The organism is Serratia myotis (genome assembly GCF_027474885.1).
In the GTDB taxonomy this organism is placed as follows: Bacteria; Pseudomonadota; Gammaproteobacteria; order Enterobacterales; family Enterobacteriaceae; genus Serratia; species Serratia proteamaculans.
The window spans coordinates 415,725-436,091 of sequence record NZ_CP099707.1 but is presented as its reverse complement, the minus strand read 5'-3'; the positions used below and the strand labels follow the sequence as shown (position 1 = coordinate 436,091).

Genomic DNA, 20,367 nt, shown 5'->3' with positions numbered 1-20,367 from the left:
TGTTCGTCAGCTATTGCTGGTCCGATTCCGATAGGTCGTCTTGTTCTTGGCCCAACAGCGCCAATTCCAACAATGCATAGCGGTGCTCAACGAAGTTGTGAACGTTGTTAGCAACCGTCAGTTTGAACAGCGCCGAAGCGGTGTCCTTGTCCCCCAGACTCAGGTAGTGTTTACCCAAATAGAAGTCAGTTTCACTGAGATGCTCAGCGAGCGAAGTGTTATCCGTTGCATCTGCCTTGAGCCTTTCCATCAGCGTTTTTTCACTGATGTTGCCCAGGTAGAATTCGACAATATTCCATCCCCATTGCCCTCGGTTCGCTTTGTCATAACGCTGCTTGAGCGCTACGTCAGCCTTCTTGGGATCGATTTCTCTTTCCACAAGATACAGCCACAACGAACGGAAGGGATCGTTTGGGTCGTCTTGATAAAACGCCTGCAGATCATCCTGCGCCAACGGGAAGCGGCCGCCATAATAAAGAGCGATGCCCCGGTTTAAACGCGCGTAATTGTAAGTTGGATCAAGCTCTAGTACAGAATCAAACGCTTCATAGGCAGCATCAAAATTGCCTGCCTGCGTTAAGTAAATGCCCAGGTAGTTGAAAACTTCTGGCATATCAGGACGTATCGCCAGCGCTTGCGAGAAATCATTGCGCGCCAGTGCACGTAGCCCGAGGCTATCATACAGTACACCGCGCTCATATAAAAGCTGCGCACGCTCATCGTCCGTCAGTGCCCGGCTGGCAAGTATTTGTTCCATGCGCGCCAGGATCACTTCCTGCTGCAGAGTTGGCTGCAACGGGATCGCCAAAACTTCGTCTTTACGCCAATCATGGTTGCTGCATCCTGCCAGCATGAGTGCTGTCGCAACGTAACACCAGCGCAAGAAAGGCTTCATTTCCCACTCCCGAAGACAAACATTGGATGAACATCCTCTCATCCGTTTGCTAATACGCAGGCATCCTACCCGCGCGATACGAACAGCTCCCAACCCCATGGCTGGGAGCTGTAAATCTATCTATACAGTTATTCTGCTTCAGGCGCAGGTGAACCTGCTTCTGGTGCTGTCGCTTCTTTGATGCTCAGACGCACACGGCCCTGACGGTCAACTTCCAGTACCTTAACCGGTACTTCCTGACCCATCTGCAGATAGTCGGTCACTTTCTCAACGCGCTTGTCAGCGATTTGAGAGATGTGTACCAGACCTTCTTTACCGCCGCCGATCGCCACGAATGCGCCGAAATCAACGATACGGGTAACTTTACCCTGGTAAATACGGCCCACTTCGATCTCGGCAGTGATCTCTTCGATGCGGCGGATAGCGAATTTCGCTTTCTCACCGTCGGTAGCAGCGATTTTAACTGTACCATCATCTTCGATTTCGATGGTAGTACCGGTCTCTTCAGTCAACGCACGGATGACAGAACCGCCTTTACCAATCACGTCTTTGATCTTGTCCGGGTTGATTCGGATAGTGTGAATACGTGGTGCAAACTGAGAGATATCGCCACGCGGGGTGCTGATAGCCTGTTCCATCACGCCCAGGATGTGCAGACGCGCGCCCTTGGCCTGGTTCAGTGCAACCTGCATGATTTCGCGGGTGATGCCTTCAATTTTAATGTCCATCTGCAGCGCGGTAATACCGTCACGGCTACCGGCCACTTTGAAGTCCATGTCGCCCAGGTGATCTTCGTCACCCAGAATGTCAGACAGAACAACAAAGTTATCTTGTTCTTTCACCAGGCCCATTGCGATACCGGCAACGGCAGCCTTGATTGGCACACCTGCATCCATCAGCGCCAGAGAAGCACCACAGACGGAAGCCATGGAAGAAGAACCGTTGGATTCGGTGATTTCAGAAACCACACGCACCGTGTACGGGAAATCTTCTGGTTTAGGCATCATAGCCAATACGCCACGTTTCGCCAGGCGACCGTGACCAATTTCACGACGTTTTGGCGAACCTACCATCCCGGTCTCACCAACGGAGTACGGAGGGAAGTTGTAGTGGAACAGGAAGCTGTCGGTTTTTTCGCCCATCAGCTCATCCAGGTTCTGCGCGTCACGGGCGGTGCCCAGTGTTGCGGTAACCAGTGCCTGAGTTTCACCACGGGTGAACAGTGCGGAACCGTGGGTACGCGGCAGCACGCCGGTGCGCACGTCCAGACCACGGATCATGTCTTTTTCACGGCCGTCGATACGCGGCTCGCCACGCAGCACGCGGCTACGAACGACGTTTTTCTCAACGCTACCCAGGATGTCCTGAATTTCAGATGCGTCCAGAGTTTCGTCCTGTGCCAGCAAGGTTTCAACAACGCTGCTCTTGATCGCATTTACCTGAGCATAACGCTCTTGTTTTTCGGTGATGTGATAAGCGTCGCCCAGGCGGCCTTCTGCCAGTTCTGCAACGCGCGCGTGCAGCGCTTCGTTGACTGCAGGTGCCTGCCAGTCCCACTTGGCTTTGCCAGCTTCGGCAACCAGGGAGTTAATGTTCTCGATAACGATTTGCTGTTGCTCGTGGCCAAAGACCACCGCGCCCAGCATCTGATCTTCGCTCAGAACGTCAGCTTCGGATTCAACCATCAGTACTGCGCCAGCGGTACCGGCAACCACCAGATCCAGGCTGCTTTCTTTCAGCTCGTCGCTGGTTGGGTTCAACACGTATTGATTGTTGATGTAACCCACGCGGGCAGAACCGATTGGGCCATTGAACGGAATACCGGACAGGCTCAGGGCTGCAGAGGCGCCGATCATCGCAACGATGTCCGGGTTAACCTGCGGGTTAAGAGAAACTACGGTCGCGATCACCTGAACTTCGTTCAGGAAGCTGTCCGGGAACAGTGGACGGATCGGACGGTCAATCAGACGGGAGGTCAGAGTTTCACCTTCGCTCGGACGGCCTTCACGACGGAAGAAGCTACCCGGGATACGACCAGCAGCGTAAGTACGCTCCTGATAGTTAACCGTCAGTGGGAAGAAGCTCTGGCCTGGTTTGGCTTTTTTCTGGCCAACTACGGTAACGAATACGGCGGTGTCATCCATGCTCACCATAACGGCGGCAGTGGCCTGACGAGCCATCATACCGGTCTCAATAGTGAGGGTATGCTGGCCATACTGGAATTTGCGAATGATCGGTGTCAGCAAAATTATATCCTTAGATTAGGCGCGCAATCGTATTGACGACTCGACACGCCAGTGACTCGGTTTGCCTTCTCACTACATCCTCGCGACTAATGACAATCCTTATCTCAAGCCTGAGACAAAGCCTCTCATTAGCCGCGCGAACCTCTGTAACGGAAGATCCTGTTTGGAAACATCAGTAATACATTAACCTGATTTGCTTATGCTTCCTAGAAGAAAGGGGCCAAAATAGGCCCCTTTCCACTGAAACTCGCTTGATTAGCGACGCAGACCCAGACGCTCGATCAGGCTGGTGTAACGTGCTACATCTTTACGCTTCAGGTAGTCCAGCAGCTTACGACGCTGAGAAACCATACGCAGCAGACCACGACGGCTGTGGTGATCTTTTTTGTGCTCTGAGAAGTGGCCTTGCAGATGGTTGATCTGCGCAGTCAACAGGGCAACCTGAACTTCGGAAGAACCGCTGTCGTTAGTACCACGACCGAAATCAGCTACGATTTTAGCTTTAGCTTCAACACTTAGAGACATTGTCATACTCCAGATTATAGATAATAAATACAGGCGCCGATCTCTAATTCAGCAACCCAATGCATAAGCTGCGCCATTCTACTCTTAGCGCAGTGCGATCGCAAGACAGTGCGTTTTCTGCCCTTAGTCGAAATATTCAACTACCAGGCGGCGCGGCGCCACACGACCGTCATCGGCAATATCGCCCACGCCAATAAATTTACGCTCTTCACCTTCGGTGATACGCACCATGCCCGAGGCCGGTGCGCCGGCAACCTGAACCGGTTGCCCCTGCTTCACGTAACCCGCGACAACGGGCAGCAGATTCACTTCCGGGTAGTTTTCCACCGGGCTGTCCATTGGCATCAACAGCGGATCGAGAAGCTCGGCCGGGGCGATTTCCTGCCGATGGGCCTGCTCCAGCAATTCATTCAACTGCTCCAGCGTGACCATGCGCTCGGTCGGGTAGGTCGCCACCTGCAGACGACGCAGGTAGATCACGTGCGCACCACAACCCAGCAACTCACCGAGGTCATCGGTGATGGTGCGGATGTAAGTCCCTTTCGAACAGTGAATTTCCAGCTCCAGCTCATCCCCTTCCCAGCGAATAAACTGCAGTTCGTAAACGGTAATGCTGCGCGCTTCACGCGGCACTTCGATACCCTGGCGAGCATACTCATAGAGTTTCTTGCCCTGGTACTTCAGTGCCGAATACATCGAAGGTACTTGCTTGATATCGCCACGGAAGCTGTCCAGCGCCACATCGAGCTGCGCCTGGGTGAAATTCACCGGTCGCTCCTGCACTATCTGGCCGTCAGCATCCGAGGTGTCGGTACGCTGGCCAAGTCGGGCAATCACGCGATAGCGTTTGTCGGAATCGAGCAGGAACTGTGAAAACTTGGTCGCCTCACCGAGGCAAATCGGCAGCATGCCGGTCGCCAGCGGGTCGAGCGCGCCGGTGTGGCCCGCGCGATTGGCGTTATAGAGGCGTTTTACTTTTTGCAGGGCGTCGTTGGACGACAGCCCCTGCGGTTTGTCCAGCAACAGGACACCGTGGATATCACGGCCGCGGCGACGAGGGCGACTCATTAAGCCTCCTCGTCATCGCCTGATGCGGAACGGCGTTCGGCGTCATTCTTCACTACGTTGGTCACCAGGTTGGACATGCGCATGCCTTCAACCAGAGAGTTGTCGTAAGCGAAGGTCAGCTCAGGCACTACGCGCAGACGCATGGCTTTACCCAGCAGCGTGCGGATGTAACCTGAAGCGTCTTCCAGCGCTTTAATGCCTTTAGGCACCAGATCCGGATCGGCGTTTTCGGTCAATACGTTCAGGAAGGTGACGTAAACTTTGGCGTAGGCCAAATCACGGGAAACTTCTACACCAGAAACGGTAGCCATGCCGACACGCGGGTCTTTGACTTCACGTTGCAAAATGATAGCAATCTCTTTTTGCATCTCTTGTGCCACGCGCTGACCGCGGCTGAATTCTTTTGCCATTTTGTGGATTCTCCAGACAAATCGGGGGGCACAAGGCCCCCCAGAACAGACTTAAGCAGATGTGCTAGCGTTAAGCGATGGTGCGTTGGATCTCGATGATTTCGAATACTTCGATCATGTCGCCGACGCGCACGTCGTTGTAGTTCTTAACACCGATACCACATTCCATGCCGTTACGGACTTCGTTAACGTCATCTTTGAAGCGGCGCAGGGATTCCAGCTCGCCTTCATAGATAACCACGTTGTCGCGCAGAACGCGGATTGGGTTGTGACGTTTGATATTACCTTCGGTAACCATACAACCTGCAATGGCACCAAATTTAGGCGATTTGAACACGTCACGCACGGCGGCCAGGCCGATAATCTGCTGCTTGTATTCAGGCGCCAACATACCGCTCATCGCCTGCTTCACTTCGTCGATCAGGTTATAGATCACGGAGTAGTAACGCAGATCCAGGCTTTCTGCTTCAATCACGCGGCGCGCAGAAGCGTCGGCACGAACGTTGAAGCCCAGGATGATGGCGTTGGAAGCCGCTGCCAGCGTGGCGTCGGTTTCGGTGATACCACCTACGCCAGAGCCAACAATCTTCACTTTCACTTCGTCGGTAGAGAGTTTCAGCAGTGATTCGCAAATCGCTTCACAAGAACCCTGTACGTCGGATTTCAGTACGATGTTCAGCTCAGAAACTTCACCGTCGGTCATGTTCGCAAACATGTTTTCCAGTTTGGATTTCTGCTGACGCGCCAGTTTAACTTCGCGGAACTTGCCTTGACGGTACAGCGCAACTTCACGCGCTTTCTTCTCGTCACGCACTACAGTCACTTCATCACCGGCAGCAGGAACGCTGGACAAGCCCAGGATCTCAACCGGAATAGAAGGACCTGCAGAGGTCACTTCGTGACCCAGCTCGTCACGCATCGCACGCACACGGCCGTACTCGAAGCCACACAGAACGATATCGCCTTTATTCAGCGTACCTTCCTGTACCAACACGGTAGCAACCGGGCCACGACCTTTATCCAGGAAGGATTCGATAACTACGCCGCTGGCCATGCCGCTGCGTACCGCTTTCAGTTCGAGAACTTCAGAGCGCAACAGGATAGCTTCCAGCAGTTCGTCGATACCGGTACCGGCTTTCGCAGATACGTGAACGAACTGTGCTTCGCCGCCCCACTCTTCCGGCATAACACCGTACTGGGACAGTTCCTGCTTAACGCGGTCCGGATCGGCTTCCGGCTTGTCAATTTTGTTTACTGCAACGACCAAAGGTACCTTCGCCGCTTGCGCATGCTGGATAGCTTCGATGGTTTGCGGCATCACGCCGTCGTCGGCAGCAACAACCAGAACAACGATGTCTGTCGCCTGAGCACCACGAGCACGCATTGAAGTAAAGGCTGCGTGGCCTGGGGTGTCCAGGAAGGTGATCATGCCGTTTTCGGTTTCTACGTGGTAAGCACCGATATGCTGGGTAATACCACCGGCCTCGCCTGCTGCCACCTTGGTGGAGCGGATGTAGTCCAGCAGAGAAGTTTTACCGTGGTCAACGTGGCCCATGATGGTCACAACTGGCGCACGTGGCTCAGCCGCAGCACCGGTATCACGGTCGCTCATCAGCGCTTCTTCCAGCTCGTTCTCACGACGCAGGATAACTTTGTGACCCATATCTTCAGCAACCAGCTGCGCGGTTTCCTGATCGATAACCTGGTTGATGGTGGCCATTGCGCCCATCTTCATCATCGCTTTGATGACCTGAGAGCCTTTAACCGCCATCTTGTTAGCCAGTTCGGCCACGGTGATGGTTTCGCCGATCACAACGTCACGGTTAACCACCTGAGCCGGCTTGTTGAAGCCTTGCTGCAGAGTGCTTGGCTTACGCTTGCCTTTACCACCACGGGTCACGGCACGCGCTTCTTCACGGTCTGCTTTAGACTCGGAAAGTTTGTTGCCTTTCTTCTGCTTGGTCGCTTTACCGCCACGAGTGCGGGCGCGGCGTTCGCCTTCAACTTTAGCGTCGTTTTCGTCTTCGGCAGCACGGGCGTGCTGGGAAGTGGTTACATGATAATCGGCAGTTTCAACCGCTGCGCTGGCTTTCTCAGCAGCAGCCCATTCTTCGCCTTTCTCTTCGGCCATGCGGCGCGCTTCTTCCGCTACGCGTTTGGCGTCTTCTTCAACCTTGCGCCCAACTTCCTCTTCCGCTTTACGTTTCAGTTCTGCGGCTTCGGCTTCACGGCGTGCTTTTTCTGCCTGTGCTGGCTTGGTCATTTCGTCGGTATGTTGATTCGTCACTTTTTCTTTTTCCGCTGAATTACGCTTAGCGATCTCCGCGGCCTCACGTTTGGCTTGCTCTTCGGCTGCGCGCTTTGCTTCTGCTTCGCGTTTCGCCAGCTCTTCTGCTGCGCGCTGTGCCTGCTCTTCCGCTTCACGCTGTGCCTGCTCTGCCGCTTCAGCCTGTTGGGCTTCTGGCGTATCGCGATTTACATAAGTGCGTTTCTTGCGGACCTCAATTTGCACCGATTTACTTTTACCGCCGGTGCTCGGAATATTCAAGGTGCTGCGCGTTTTGCGCTGCAATGTAAGCTTACCCGGCGCGCTACCGTGTTCACGGTTCAAGTGCGCCAGTAAGGCTTCTTTCTCATGTTGGGTTACAGAGTCGCTCTCCGACTTGTTAATCCCTGCATCAGCAAACTGCTGTACCAGGCGATCAACTGGAGTTTGGATCTCTGCTGCCAGCGATTTTACGGTTACATCTGTCGTCATGCTGTTCCTTCCTGCTACAGTTTATTACGCGTTGTCGCCAAACCAACAGATATTACGTGCGGCCATAATCAGCTCGCCGGCTTGCTCATCGCTAAGCCCTTCAATATCAGCCAGATCGTCAACACCCTGCTCGGCAAGATCTTCCAGCGTACAAACCCCACGCGCGGCCAGTTTAAAGGCCATGCTGCGCTCAAGACCCGACAGGTTGAGCAAATCGTCAGCAGGTTTTTGGTCGCCCAGGCTTTCTTCTTGTGCCAGGGCCAGCGTGGTCAATGCAGCTTTGGCGCGATCGCGCAACGCTTCAACCATATCTTCATCCAGACCGTCGATTTCCAGCAGCTCTTTGATTGGCACGTAAGCCAACTCTTCCAGAGTAGAGAAGCCTTCTTCAACCAGTACGGTGGCGAAATCTTCGTCAATATCAAGATGTTTGGTGAAGGTATCAATGGCGGCATGAGCTTCGGCCTGGTGCTTGGCCTGCAGATCGTCCGCCGTCATCACGTTCAGTTCCCAACGGTCATCGTCACGATGTTGTTTTAACAGCTGGGATGCCAAACGCACGTTTTGGCCATTACGGCCGATCGCCTGTGCCAGATTGCTGGCTTCAACGGCGATATCCATGGTGCAATTATCTTCATCAACCACGATCGAGGCAACATCTGCCGGCGCCATGGCGTTGATGACGAACTGCGCAGGGTTATCATCCCACAGGATGATGTCGATACGTTCACCGCCGAGCTCGCTCGAAACAGCCTGAACGCGCGCACCGCGCATACCGACACAAGCGCCGACTGGGTCGATGCGCTTGTCGTTGGTTTTCACTGCAATTTTTGCACGGGAGCCGGGATCGCGGGCTGCCGCTTTAATTTCAATCACTTCTTCGCCGATTTCCGGTACTTCGATGCGGAACAGTTCTTTCAGCATCTCGGCGCTGGAGCGGCTGACAAACAGCTGCGCACCACGGGCTTCAGGACGAACGGCGTACAGGATACCGCGGATGCGGTCGCCAGGACGGAAGTTTTCGCGTGGCAGCATGTCTTCACGGCCAATGACCGCTTCGGCATTGCTACCCAGGTCCAGCGCAATGCTGTCACGGTTAACTTTCTTCACCACGCCGGTGACGATTTCACCTTCGTGCTGACGGAATGCGTCAACCACCATCGCGCGCTCGGCTTCACGGACTTTCTGTACGATAACCTGTTTCGCGGTCTGAGTGGTGATACGGTCGAAGGTCACAGATTCAATCTGATCTTCGATGTAACCGCCCAGCTCGATGCCTGGCTCTTCATACTGTGCAGCTTCCAGCGTGATTTCACGCGTTGGCTGAGTCACTTCATCTACAGCAACCCAACGGCGGAAGGTATCGAAATCACCCGTTTTGCGGTCAATGCTGACGCGAACTTCGATTTCCTGCTCGTATTTTTTCTTGGTGGCGGTGGCTAATGCGGTTTCCAGCGCTTCGAAAATCTTCTCACGCGGAAGGGATTTTTCATTGGAAACAGCTTCAACAACAGCCAGAATCTCTTTATTCATCCTAGTTGCCTCATCCAAACTTTAAAAGTGGGGTACCAGGTTCGCTTTCTGGATGTTGCTCAGCGCGAACACTTCATCTTTCCCTTCCACAGTAACCGTGATCATCTCGCCATCGACAGACTTGATAATGCCCTGCCATTTGCGACGGTTCTGTACGGCCATGCGCAGGACCAAGCTGACTTCGTCACCGAGGAAACGAGTATAGTGCTCGGCGGTGAACATCGGGCGATCAAGGCCAGGAGAGGAGACTTCCAAGTTGTAAGCGACTGTGATTGGCTCTTCGACGTCCAATACAGCGCTGACCTGGTGGCTGACATCAGCACAATCGTCAACATTGATGCCGTTTTCACTATCAATATAGATACGGAGCGTCGATTGGCGCGCACGAATAAATTCGATGCCTACAAGTTCAAAGCCCAACGCTTCTACCGGTGCCGAAAGCATCTCTGTTAATTTTTGCTCTAATGTGGACAAGCCCACCCCCAAGACATAAAAAAAGGGCCTAATAGCCCAGTGATTCTGTTGCCAAATAACAAAAAACCCCGAAAATTCGGGGCTTTATGCAACTGGACCCTGTTTGCCGCTAAGCGGCTTCGGTGCAACTTTCTAACAAGTGTCATTTTCAAATGTTGATCGAGAAAAGCGGAATTCAATCGAAAAGTGTATTTGAAAATAAACACTTAAAGGAAAGTGGTTGCGGGGGCCGGATTTGAACCGACGACCTTCGGGTTATGAGCCCGACGAGCTACCAGGCTGCTCCACCCCGCGTCCGAAAACGTGGCAAATATTACGCCGATAATCGCAAAATAGCAAGTTATCTCTGGGATTTGGTACCGAGGATGGGACTCGAACCCACAAGCCCGTTAGGGCACTACCACCTCAAGGTAGCGTGTCTACCAATTCCACCACCTCGGTACTGATTCTTACTGCTAACGGCTGTTATTTATATCGAGGTAACAACAACCGTTTTCAAACTCTGTTACTGCCTGGCGCTTACTGCGGGATATCGCTGCTCGGCTTGGTTGGTGCTGCCGGCGCGGTAGTCTGCTCAGATTTCACTGGCTGACCCAGATTTTCCCACTCGCTGCCTTTCTTGGTCTGGTTGGTGCTAAGGTTGCCCAGGATCAGACTGATGACGAAGAACAACGTCGCCAGCACAGCCGTCATGCGGGTCATGAAGTTGCCGGAACCACTCGAACCGAACAGCGTGCCAGACGCACCTGCTCCGAATGAGGCTCCCATATCAGCGCCTTTACCTTGCTGCAGCATAATCAGAGCTACCAGCCCGATTGAGATCAGCAGGAAAATTACCAGAAGAGCTTCGTACATAGTTGTACCCGTATCCTTGCGGCTTCACCGCGTGCCAAATGCTTCACACCCCATAGGCTTCTTTTCTAAAAAGAAGTCGCAGGCGTTATATCAAACTGCCCACTGAAGCGGGTGTGAATACTAACCAAAGGCGCTAAACCACGCAAGGGCAATTTGCAGCCACCGGCGCGTTTGCGGAAAAAAACACCAATAAAATTCGCAGTCTGTGATTTTCGGGGGCAACGACCGCCCCCGGACTCATCAGCGTTCAATTAACCCGCAGATTTCACGGCATCAGCGATACGATGCGCCAGCGCAGTCACCTGCTGCTCGTCTTCACCTTCCACCATCACGCGGATCAGGGGTTCGGTACCAGATTTGCGCAGCAGAACACGACCGCGACCGGCCAGTTCCACTTCAACCTGCTCGGTAATTTTACGCACTTCTTCGGATTCCAGCGGGTTGTGCTCGCCGACAAAGCGCACGTTGACCAGAATTTGCGGCAGCAATTTCATGCCGCTGCACAGATCGTGCAGACTCATACTGTTACGAACAATCGCGGTCAGCACCTGCAGGCCAGCGACGATACCGTCACCCGTAGTAGTTTTGTCCAACAGGATCACGTGGCCGGAGTTTTCCGCACCGATACGCCACCCCAGTTCCTGCAGCTTCTCCAGTACGTAGCGATCACCGACTTTCGCGCGTGCAAAGGGAATGCCCAACTGCTTGAGTGCCAGCTCCAGCCCCATGTTGCTCATCAGCGTACCGACCGCACCGCCGCGTAACTGGCCCTGACGCAGTCCTTCACGGGCAATGATATACAGGATTTGGTCACCATCGACCTTGTTGCCAAGGTGATCAACCATCATCACGCGGTCGCCGTCACCGTCAAATGCCAGGCCGACATGGGCTTTTTCCTGCAGCACACGCTCCTGCAGTTGACGAACGTCGGTCGCTCCGCATTTTTCATTGATATTCATGCCATCCGGCTCAACGCCGATGGCAATCACTGTGGCACCCAACTCGCGCAGCACGCTTGGCGCAATGTGATAGGTTGCGCCATTGGCGCAGTCCACCACGATTTTCAGGCCTTTCAGGCTCAGTTCGCTCGGGAAGGTACCTTTACAGAATTCGATGTAGCGGCCGGCAGCGTCGATGATCCGGCTGGCCTTGCCCAATTCTGAGGATTCCACGCAGGTCAGCGGTTTTTCCATTTCGGCTTCAATAGCTTCTTCAACATGGTCCGGCAACTTGGCCCCATCAATCGAGAAGAACTTAATGCCGTTGTCATAAAACGGGTTATGCGATGCGGAGATCACAATACCGGCTTCAGCACGGAAGGTACGCGTCAGATACGCTACCGCCGGCGTCGGCATCGGGCCGGTGAACGAGGCAGACAGCCCCGCTGCGGCAAGCCCGGCTTCCAGCGCCGACTCCAGCATATAGCCGGAGATTCGGGTATCTTTACCGATAATAATTTTACGAGATCCGTGACGTGCCAGTACCTTACCCGCCGCCCAGCCAAGCTTCAGAACAAACTCAGGGGTAATAGGACTATCACCGACCTTGCCACGAATGCCGTCGGTACCAAAATATTTGCGCTCGCTCATGTCTCTATCATCCCTTAGCTGAAAGTGTTGCCTCGACGACACGCATCGCCTCGACGGTTTCTTTAACGTCATGCACTCTGACAATCTGTGCGCCCTGCATGGCGGCGATCACCGCACAGGCCACGCTGCCGATGACCCGCTGCTCAGGGGGCACGTTAAGTAGTTGCCCAATCATCGACTTACGCGACATTCCCACCAACAACGGCAGGCCGAAGTGATGAAACTCGGACAATCTGGCCAGAAGCTGATAATTGTGCGCTAAATTCTTACCGAAACCGAATCCTGGGTCGAGCAGCAATTTCTGATTTGTAATCCCGGCGGCGTTACAGCGTTCAATATGCCGTTGGAAAAAGGCGTTTACGTCACCAATAAGGTCGTCATAGTGCGGCGCCTGCTGCATGGTTCGCGGTTCACCCTGCATATGCATCAGGCATACCGGTAGCCCAGTTTCTGCGGCTGCGGCCAGCGCACCGGGCTCCTGCAACGAGCGAACGTCGTTAATCAAATGCGCCCCCGCCAGAGCCGATTCACGGATCACCCCGGCTTTTGAGGTATCCACCGAGATAAAGACTTCAAAACGTCGGGCTATCGCTTCCACCACGGGCACTACGCGTGCGATCTCTTCTTCTTCACTGACCTCTGCCGCTCCCGGTCTGGTCGACTCGCCACCCACATCAATCATGGTCGCACCGGCCGAAATCAGTGCATGGGCATGCAACAACGCCTGATTTAGCGAGTTGTGTTGGCCGCCGTCAGAAAAAGAATCCGGGGTTACGTTGAGGATCCCCATCACCCGTGGATGGGAAAGATCGAAAGTCGTGTCTCGCACGGTTAACTGCATTACTAATCCACCTTACTGTTGCCTGGTTCACTGCCCGCCGGACAATAAAAAACCCCGGCATGCCGGGGTTCGATGTTATTACACAGCCAAAGTTACTTGTCTAGCTGTTCAGACATGGTATTGCCTGGGTTTGGCGTACGCGGCTCATCTACCGGCGTTGGGGCTTTTGGTGTGCCACCATTGTCGGAGTTGCTGCCTTTGCTCGCATCGTCCCAACCCGCTGGCGGACGCACGTCTTTGCGGTTCATCAGATCGTCGATCTGTGGCGCATCGATGGTTTCATATTTCATCAGCGCATCCTTCATTGAATGCAGGATGTCCATGTTTTCCATCAACAACGCACGCGCACGGATGTAGTTGCGTTCGATCAGGGATTTAACTTCCTGGTCGATGATGCGCGCGGTTTCGTCCGACATGTGTTTCGCCTTGGCCACGGAACGACCCAGGAACACTTCGCCCTCTTCTTCCGCATACAGCAGTGGCCCCAGCTTCTCGGAGAAGCCCCACTGGGTCACCATGTTGCGGGCAATCGAGGTCGCCACTTTAATGTCGTTCGACGCACCGGTAGAGACTTTCTCTGGCCCGTAAATGATCTCTTCAGCCAGACGACCACCGTACAGAGTAGAGATTTGGCTCTCCAGTTTCTGACGGCTGGCGCTGATTGCATCGCCTTCCGGCAGGAAGAAGGTGACACCCAATGCACGGCCACGAGGAATAATCGTTACCTTGTGTACCGGGTCGTGCTCAGGAACCAGACGACCGATAATGGCGTGGCCTGCTTCGTGATACGCGGTCGACTCTTTCTGCGCTTCGGTCATCACCATGGAGCGACGTTCCGCACCCATCATGATCTTGTCTTTGGCTTTTTCGAACTCAACCATCGACACGACGCGTTTGTTGCCGCGAGCGGCAAACAGCGCTGCTTCGTTGACCAGGTTAGCCAGGTCAGCACCGGAGAAGCCCGGAGTACCACGTGCCAATACTGAAGCATCAACATCTGGCGCCAAAGGCACACGACGAGAATGCACTTTCAGGATCTGCTCACGGCCACGTACGTCTGGCAGACCAACCACAACCTGACGGTCGAAACGACCTGGACGCAGCAATGCCGGGTCAAGCACGTCTGGACGGTTGGTCGCAGCGATGACGATAATGCCTTCGTTGCCTTCAAAGCCGTCCATCTCAACCAGCATCTGGTTCAGCGTTTGCTCACGTTCATCGTGACCGCCACCCAGACCGGCGCCACGCTGGCGACCGACGGCGTCGATTTCATCGATAAAGATGATGCACGGAGCCGCTTTTTTGGCCTGTTCGAACATGTCACGCACACGAGACGCACCGACACCCACAAACATTTCCACGAAGTCGGAACCGGAAATGGTGAAGAACGGCACTTTTGCCTCGCCGGCGATAGCTTTCGCCAACAGCGTTTTACCGGTCCCTGGAGGGCCAACCATCAGCACGCCTTTAGGGATCTTGCCGCCCAGTTTCTGGAAACGGCTCGGCTCGCGCAGGTATTCCACCAGTTCGCTCACTTCGTCTTTTGCTTCGTCACAACCAGCAACGTCGGCAAAAGTGGTTTTGATCTGATCTTCCGTCAGCATGCGGGCCTTGCTCTTGCCAAAGGACATCGCGCCCTTGCCGCCGCCGCCCTGCATTTGCCGCATAAAGAAGATCCAAACCCCGATCAGCAACAGCATTGGGAACCACGAAATAAAGATAGAAGCCAGCAAACTCGGCTCTTCAGGTGGTTCACCAACAACTTTCACATTCTTGGTTAACAACGTATCCAGCAATTTAGGATCGTTGACAGGGATGTAGGTCGTGTATTTGTTACTGTCTTTCTTGGTAACGTTAATTTCACGTCCGTTGATTCGCGCTTCGCGAACCTGGTCCTGGGTCAGCTCGGACATGAAGGTAGAGTAATCCACCCTACGGCCATTCGACTCGCTGGGCCCAAAGCTCTGGAATACAGACATCAACACTACCGCGATGACTAACCAGAGAATTAGGTTTTTCGCCATGTCACTCAAGGGATTAACCTCATATTACAACTGTGTTAACAAACAGCGTTAGGGTACTACAGCTTGCGCCCTGTCGCTACAATGTACACTTCGCGCGAACGTGCGCGGGAAGCGTCTGGCTTACGAATCTTAACCTTCGTAAACAGGGAGCGAATTTCCCGTAGGTACTCGTCAAAACCATCTCCCTGGAACACCTTCACCAGGAAACTTCCGCCTGGTGCGAGGACATCACGACACATTCCCAGTGCTAATTCCACCAGATACATCGATCTTGGAATATCGACGGCCGGAGTGCCACTCATATTCGGGGCCATGTCAGACATAACCACCTGAACCTTGCTTTCACCTACACGTTCCAACAGAGCCTTGATCACCAGTTCATCACGAAAATCGCCCTGAAGGAAATCGACGCCAACGATAGGATCCATTGGTAAAATATCACAGGCGATGATACGGCCGGAACCGCCGATCTGGGTCACGACATATTGCGACCAGCCCCCCGGTGCCGCACCCAAGTCCACTACGGTCATACCGGGTTTAAACAGTTTGTCACTCTGCTGTATTTCATCAAGTTTAAACCAGGCGCGCGAACGCAGCCCTTTTTTCTGCGCCTGTTGAACATATTTATCGCTAAAGTGTTCTTGTAACCAGCGACTGGAGCTAGCAGAACGCTTTTTATTAGCCATCTCGTTTTCCAACTATCATAAAAAGAGTCTTAATGTCAGGTTCGCTGCTCATGTAGACTCACACCGGTGAAGACCGATTTGGTGATATACATGAGATGGCGGTAGAATGTACCGTTTTCAATCCCAACTTAAGCAAAAAAGACAATGAATCTGAATAATAAACAAAAACAGCACCTGAAAGGCCTGGCGCATCCGTTAAAACCGGTTGTCATGCTGGGTAATAACGGTCTCACCGAAGGGGTGCTGGCTGAAATTGAACAGGCTCTGGAGCATCATGAGCTGATCAAGGTAAAAATCGCTGCTGAAGATCGCGAGACCAAAACCCTGATCGCCGACGCTATCGTGCGTGAAACGGGTGCCTGCAACGTGCAAGTCATCGGCAGTACGCTTATTCTTTACCGCCCGTCTAAAGAGCGCAAGATCAGTCTACCGCGTTAATAAGCATTGGGTTAACGAAAAGGTGCCATGCACCTGATTCAGATAAAAGGCCGCGTGCGGCCTTTTTCCTTTCTTTACAAAACCCTGGCGATTTTCTGAACGAATGCAGAGAGATCAGAGATAATCAACCTTCAAGATCTCATAATCGACATCGCCACCCGGGGTTTTTATCACGACCACGTCATCAACTTCTTTACCGATCAAACCGCGCGCCATCGGTGAATTCACCGAAATCAGATTTTTCTTGAAATCGGCCTCGTCGTCACCAACGATGCGGTAGGTCACTTCTTCTTCGCTATCCAGGTTCATCACCGATACGGTGGAGCCAAAAATCACGCGGCCATTATTTGGCATCTTGGTGATATCGATCACCTGCGCGTTCGACAGCTTGGCTTCAATTTCCTGGATACGCCCTTCGCAAAAGCCCTGCTGCTCACGAGCGGCATGGTACTCTGCGTTTTCTTTCAAATCGCCGTGTTCACGGGCGTCAGCGATGTCCGCAATGATTTTCGGACGGCGCACCCCTTTCAAAAAATCGAGTTCTTCACGCAGTTTTTCAGCGCCAAACAAGGTCATCGGAATCTGTTTCATAATGTAAATACCTCTAAATCTTTCCTGTTCAAATAACCGTCATCCTGACGTGTTCGAATGAAAAAACGGTGGGTACATGCCCCCCGCCTCCAGGCGACAAACAAAAGAAGCCTGACTCGGAACTGTTGCCCAAGTCAGGATCGATTTTGCATTTTGATACGCATTTTAGCGTAGAGTTCCTTGAGGGTCATCGTTTACTTTTTCCCTGAATGCACCGTAGTATGACGGCACGTTATCCAGCTGTTATCCCGAGATTATGCGTTTTTCACGAATTGTCAGTGCATTGGCTTGCGCATTTGTTCTAAATGCGAATGCGGCCCCGGTTGAAGATTACACACAATATTTGCCTGATGGGGCCAACCTTGCCCTGGTAGTTCAGAAGATCGGTGCAGACACACCGACCATCGATTATCACTCTCAGCAAATGGCGTTGCCGGCCAGTACCCAGAAAGTGCTGACCGCGCTGGCTGCATTATTGCAGCTCGGCCCCGACTATCGCTTCACGACCACGCTGGAAAGCCAGGGTGATATCAGTGACGGCGTGCTGCGCGGTAACCTGATTGCCCGCTTCAGCGGCGATCCGACCTTTAAGCGCCAAAGTCTGCGCAACATGGTGGCGATCCTGAAAAAACAGGGCGTACGCCAGATCACCGGCGATGTGCTGGTCGATACTTCGGTATTCGCCAGCCATGACAAAGCCCCCGGTTGGCCGTGGAACGACCTGACGCAGTGCTTCAGCGCACCACCGGCGGCGGCGATAGTCGACCGCAACTGCTTCTCGGTGTCGCTGTACAGCGCGCCAAATCCGGGCGACATGGCCTTTATTCGCGTGGCCTCCTATTACCCGGTGAATATGTTCAGCCAGGTACGTACGCTGGCGAAAGGTTCTGCGGACGCCCAATATTGCGAACTGGATGTGGTGCCGGGCGAGTTGAACCGCTTTACGCTGACCGGCTGTCTGACCCAACGCAGCGACCCACTGCCGCTGGCTTTTGCTATCCAGGATGGCGCCAGCTATGCCGGTGCTATTTTAAAAGATGAGCTGAAACAGGCCGGCATTCAGATCGACGGCCACCTGAAGCGTCAGACCCAGCCAGGCCTGAAAGGAACGGTGATCGCCCAAGCTCAATCAGCGCCGCTGCACGAGTTGTTGAAGATCATGCTGAAGAAATCGGACAACATGATCGCCGATACCGTATTCCGCACTATCGGCCATGAGCGTTTTGGCGTTCCGGGCACCTGGCGTGCCGGTGCCGACGCGGTGCGTCAGGTCCTTCGTCAGAAAGCCGGCGTCGATTTGGGTAACAGCATCGTGGTAGACGGCTCAGGCCTGTCACGCCATAACCTGCTGGCCCCGGCAACCATGATGCAGGCATTGCAGTACATTGCGCAGCATGACAGCGAGCTAAACTTTATTTCGATGCTGCCGTTATCCGGCTACGACGGAACCCTGCGTTACCGTGGCGGTCTGCATGAAGCCGGTGTCGACGGCAAGGTTTCTGCCAAAACCGGTGCGCTGCAAGGCGTGTATAACCTGGCCGGGTTTATCACCACCGCCAGCGGACAGCGTTTTGCCTTCGTACAGTATCTGTCAGGCTATGCCGTGCCGCCGGAAGATCAGAAACAGCGCCGTGCTCCCTTGGTGCGTTTCGAAAGCCGCCTGTACCGGGATATTTATCAGAATAACTGAGGGTTATGATGAAACTGCTGATTGTTGAAGACGATGAGCTGCTGCAACAAGGCCTGGCACTGGCATTAGCCGGGGAAGGCTATGCCTGCGACTGCGCCGCCACGGCGGCGGAGGCCAGTGCTCTGCTCCTCACCAGTCAGTACAGTATGATTATCCTCGATCTGGGTCTGCCCGACATGGACGGCGCCAGCCTGCTTCGGCAGTGGCGCCGCCAGCAAGTTGAATTGCCGGTACTGATTCTGACGGCACGTGACGCACTGGAAGATCGTGTCGACGGGCTGGATGCCGGCGCCGACGATTACCTGGTGAAGCCCTTTGCTTTGGTTGAGCTGCAGGCGCGCGTGCGGGCTCTGATCCGCCGCTACCAGGGCCACAGTGACAATCTCATGCAGTTGGACGATCTCCAGCTCAATCTCTCCAGTCAGCAGGTTTATGTTCAACAACAGCCGGTGGAAGTCACTCCAAAAGAGTTCGCCATCCTGTCGCGTCTGATGATGCGCGCCGGACAAACGGTCAACCGTGAACTGCTGCAGCAGGATCTTTATACCTGGCAGGATGATTTGGGCTCCAACACGCTGGAAGTGCATATCCATAACCTGCGCCGCAAATTGGGTAAGGATCGCATCCGTACGGTTCGCGGTATCGGCTATCGCCTGGAATCCTCATCATGATCAGCATGCGCCGTCGTCTGTTGTTGATGCTGGCGCTGATCCTTTTGGTCACCCAGCTTATCAGTGCCTTTTGGCTGTGGCATGAAAGCCAGGAGCAAATCAGCTTCCTGGTGGATGAAACCCTGTCGGCCAAGGTTCGTACCGAGCGTGTCGATACGGAAATCGCCGAAGCGATAGCCTCGTTGCTCGCCCCTTCACTGATCATGATGATCGTCACCCTGCTGGCCTCATTTTGGGCTATCAGCTGGATTATCCGACCGCTTAATCAACTGCAGCAACGGCTGGAAAAGCGCTCCGCCGATAACCTGACGCCACTGCCGCTCAACAGTGACAGTCTGGAAATGATGGCGGTTACCACCACACTCAACCAATTGTTCTCGCGACTGGATAACACCATCCAACAGGAACGGTTGTTTACCGCCGATGCCGCCCATGAGCTGCGTACACCTCTGGCGGGGATCCGTCTGCATCTGGAGTTAATGGAAAAGCAGGGGATCCCGCAAAGCGGACCGCTGATTACCCGCATTGACCAACTGATGCACACCGTCGAGCAATTGCTGATGCTTGCGCGCGCCGGGCAAGATTTTGCCAGTGGCCATTATCAACGCTTCGATTGGGTGAGCGACGTTATTCAACCGCTACGGGAAGAACTCGAGGAGTTGGCTGCGCAACGCGGACAAAGTCTGCAATGGCAGCTTCCGGCCACCGCGCCGGTACATGGCGACCCGGTGCTGTTACGTCTGCTGCTGCGTAACCTGGTGGAGAATGCCCATCGTTATAGCCCCGAGGACAGCAGGATCCAGGTGCAACTGACTCGGCAGGATCGCGGGCATCGGCTACAGGTGATCGATGAAGGACCGGGCGTCAAAGAGAAAATGGTCGGCGAACTCACCCAGGCCTTCCGCCGTATGGATCAGCGCTATGGCGGCAGTGGGCTGGGGCTGAACATCGTGACCCGTATTGTACAACTGCATCAGGGCCGCTTAACGTTGGAAAACCGTCAGGATACCCACGGGCTCAATGCTCAATGCTGGTTGCCGGAAAACGTATTGAAATAAAAAAAGGGCCCAGTA

18 protein-coding genes and 2 tRNA genes are annotated in these 20,367 nt (G+C 54.0%); 4 read left to right on the top strand and 16 right to left on the bottom strand.

Annotation, left to right across the window (positions count from 1 at the left end; all coding sequences use genetic code 11):
- Positions 1-10: 10 nt before the first annotated feature.
- The 15 genes from nlpI to rlmE all read right to left on the bottom strand — a co-directional run bounded on the left by nlpI (position 11) and on the right by rlmE (position 15,904).
- The gene (gene nlpI / locus NHG65_RS01985) at positions 11-895 is read right to left on the bottom strand and encodes a lipoprotein NlpI (protein ID WP_099064500.1); all 885 of its coding nucleotides are present in this window, start codon (positions 893-895) and stop codon (positions 11-13) included.
- A 128-nt stretch (positions 896-1,023) separates the two neighbouring features.
- Positions 1,024-3,141 (bottom strand): polyribonucleotide nucleotidyltransferase, encoded by a 2,118-nt coding sequence (pnp, locus tag NHG65_RS01980; protein ID WP_085119483.1) that lies wholly within the window; start codon positions 3,139-3,141, stop codon positions 1,024-1,026.
- A gap of 255 nt (positions 3,142-3,396) precedes the next feature.
- The gene (gene rpsO / locus NHG65_RS01975) at positions 3,397-3,666 is read right to left on the bottom strand and encodes a 30S ribosomal protein S15 (RefSeq protein WP_012004950.1); all 270 of its coding nucleotides are present in this window, start codon (positions 3,664-3,666) and stop codon (positions 3,397-3,399) included.
- A gap of 123 nt (positions 3,667-3,789) precedes the next feature.
- Positions 3,790-4,734 carry a tRNA pseudouridine(55) synthase TruB gene (gene truB, locus NHG65_RS01970; RefSeq protein WP_085119481.1) on the bottom strand — a complete coding sequence of 315 codons (945 nt, stop codon included), beginning with the start codon at positions 4,732-4,734 and terminating at the stop codon, positions 3,790-3,792.
- Entirely contained in the window at positions 4,734-5,144 is a 411-nt protein-coding gene (gene rbfA, locus NHG65_RS01965; protein WP_085119479.1) for a 30S ribosome-binding factor RbfA, read from the bottom strand. Before rbfA ends, truB begins: the two co-directional genes overlap by 1 nt.
- Before the next feature lie 70 nt (positions 5,145-5,214).
- Positions 5,215-7,902 (bottom strand): translation initiation factor IF-2, encoded by a 2,688-nt coding sequence (gene infB / locus NHG65_RS01960; protein WP_207978098.1) that lies wholly within the window; start codon positions 7,900-7,902, stop codon positions 5,215-5,217.
- Between the two features lie 24 nt (positions 7,903-7,926).
- Entirely contained in the window at positions 7,927-9,435 is a 1,509-nt protein-coding gene (gene nusA, locus NHG65_RS01955) for a transcription termination factor NusA (RefSeq protein ID WP_112347918.1), read from the bottom strand.
- 21 nt (positions 9,436-9,456) lie between these two features.
- Positions 9,457-9,909, bottom strand: coding sequence for a ribosome maturation factor RimP (gene rimP, locus NHG65_RS01950; protein WP_071827073.1), 453 nt, complete (start codon positions 9,907-9,909; stop codon positions 9,457-9,459).
- A gap of 217 nt (positions 9,910-10,126) precedes the next feature.
- Positions 10,127-10,203: transfer RNA gene (locus NHG65_RS01945), tRNA-Met, on the bottom strand.
- Positions 10,204-10,263: 60 nt separating this feature from the next.
- Positions 10,264-10,350: transfer RNA gene (locus NHG65_RS01940), tRNA-Leu, on the bottom strand.
- A 78-nt stretch (positions 10,351-10,428) separates the two neighbouring features.
- A complete protein-coding gene (gene secG, locus NHG65_RS01935; RefSeq protein WP_012004944.1) occupies positions 10,429-10,764 on the bottom strand; it encodes a preprotein translocase subunit SecG in 336 nt (111 codons plus the stop codon).
- Positions 10,765-11,015: 251 nt separating this feature from the next.
- Positions 11,016-12,353 (bottom strand): phosphoglucosamine mutase, encoded by a 1,338-nt coding sequence (glmM, locus tag NHG65_RS01930; protein WP_085119475.1) that lies wholly within the window; start codon positions 12,351-12,353, stop codon positions 11,016-11,018.
- A gap of 7 nt (positions 12,354-12,360) precedes the next feature.
- Entirely contained in the window at positions 12,361-13,194 is an 834-nt protein-coding gene (gene folP, locus NHG65_RS01925; protein ID WP_099064497.1) for a dihydropteroate synthase, read from the bottom strand.
- Positions 13,195-13,286: 92 nt separating this feature from the next.
- Positions 13,287-15,218, bottom strand: coding sequence for an ATP-dependent zinc metalloprotease FtsH (ftsH, locus tag NHG65_RS01920; RefSeq protein WP_085119471.1), 1,932 nt, complete (start codon positions 15,216-15,218; stop codon positions 13,287-13,289).
- Positions 15,219-15,274: 56 nt separating this feature from the next.
- Positions 15,275-15,904: a 23S rRNA (uridine(2552)-2'-O)-methyltransferase RlmE gene (rlmE, locus tag NHG65_RS01915; protein ID WP_099064496.1), complete on the bottom strand. Its 630-nt coding sequence runs from the start codon at positions 15,902-15,904 to the stop codon at positions 15,275-15,277.
- A gap of 144 nt (positions 15,905-16,048) precedes the next feature.
- On the opposite strand from rlmE, the gene yhbY reads away from it, so the two are divergent.
- The gene (gene yhbY, locus NHG65_RS01910) at positions 16,049-16,342 is read left to right on the top strand and encodes a ribosome assembly RNA-binding protein YhbY (RefSeq protein ID WP_004933536.1); all 294 of its coding nucleotides are present in this window, start codon (positions 16,049-16,051) and stop codon (positions 16,340-16,342) included.
- A gap of 114 nt (positions 16,343-16,456) precedes the next feature.
- Here the strand turns inward: yhbY and greA are convergent, their stop codons facing one another.
- The gene (gene greA, locus NHG65_RS01905; protein ID WP_085119470.1) at positions 16,457-16,933 is read right to left on the bottom strand and encodes a transcription elongation factor GreA; all 477 of its coding nucleotides are present in this window, start codon (positions 16,931-16,933) and stop codon (positions 16,457-16,459) included.
- A 256-nt stretch (positions 16,934-17,189) separates the two neighbouring features.
- Here greA and dacB point away from each other — a divergent pair, with 256 nt between their 5' ends.
- Genes dacB through pmrB form a run of 3 tightly spaced genes read left to right on the top strand, consistent with a single transcriptional unit; the run spans position 17,190 to position 20,352 of the window.
- Entirely contained in the window at positions 17,190-18,623 is a 1,434-nt protein-coding gene (dacB, locus tag NHG65_RS01900) for a serine-type D-Ala-D-Ala carboxypeptidase (protein ID WP_099064495.1), read from the top strand.
- 8 nt (positions 18,624-18,631) lie between these two features.
- Positions 18,632-19,294: a two-component system response regulator PmrA gene (gene pmrA, locus NHG65_RS01895; protein ID WP_099064532.1), complete on the top strand. Its 663-nt coding sequence runs from the start codon at positions 18,632-18,634 to the stop codon at positions 19,292-19,294.
- Positions 19,291-20,352 carry a two-component system sensor histidine kinase PmrB gene (pmrB, locus tag NHG65_RS01890; protein WP_099064494.1) on the top strand — a complete coding sequence of 354 codons (1,062 nt, stop codon included), beginning with the start codon at positions 19,291-19,293 and terminating at the stop codon, positions 20,350-20,352. Before pmrA ends, pmrB begins: the two co-directional genes overlap by 4 nt.
- The last annotated feature ends 15 nt before the right edge of the window (positions 20,353-20,367 follow it).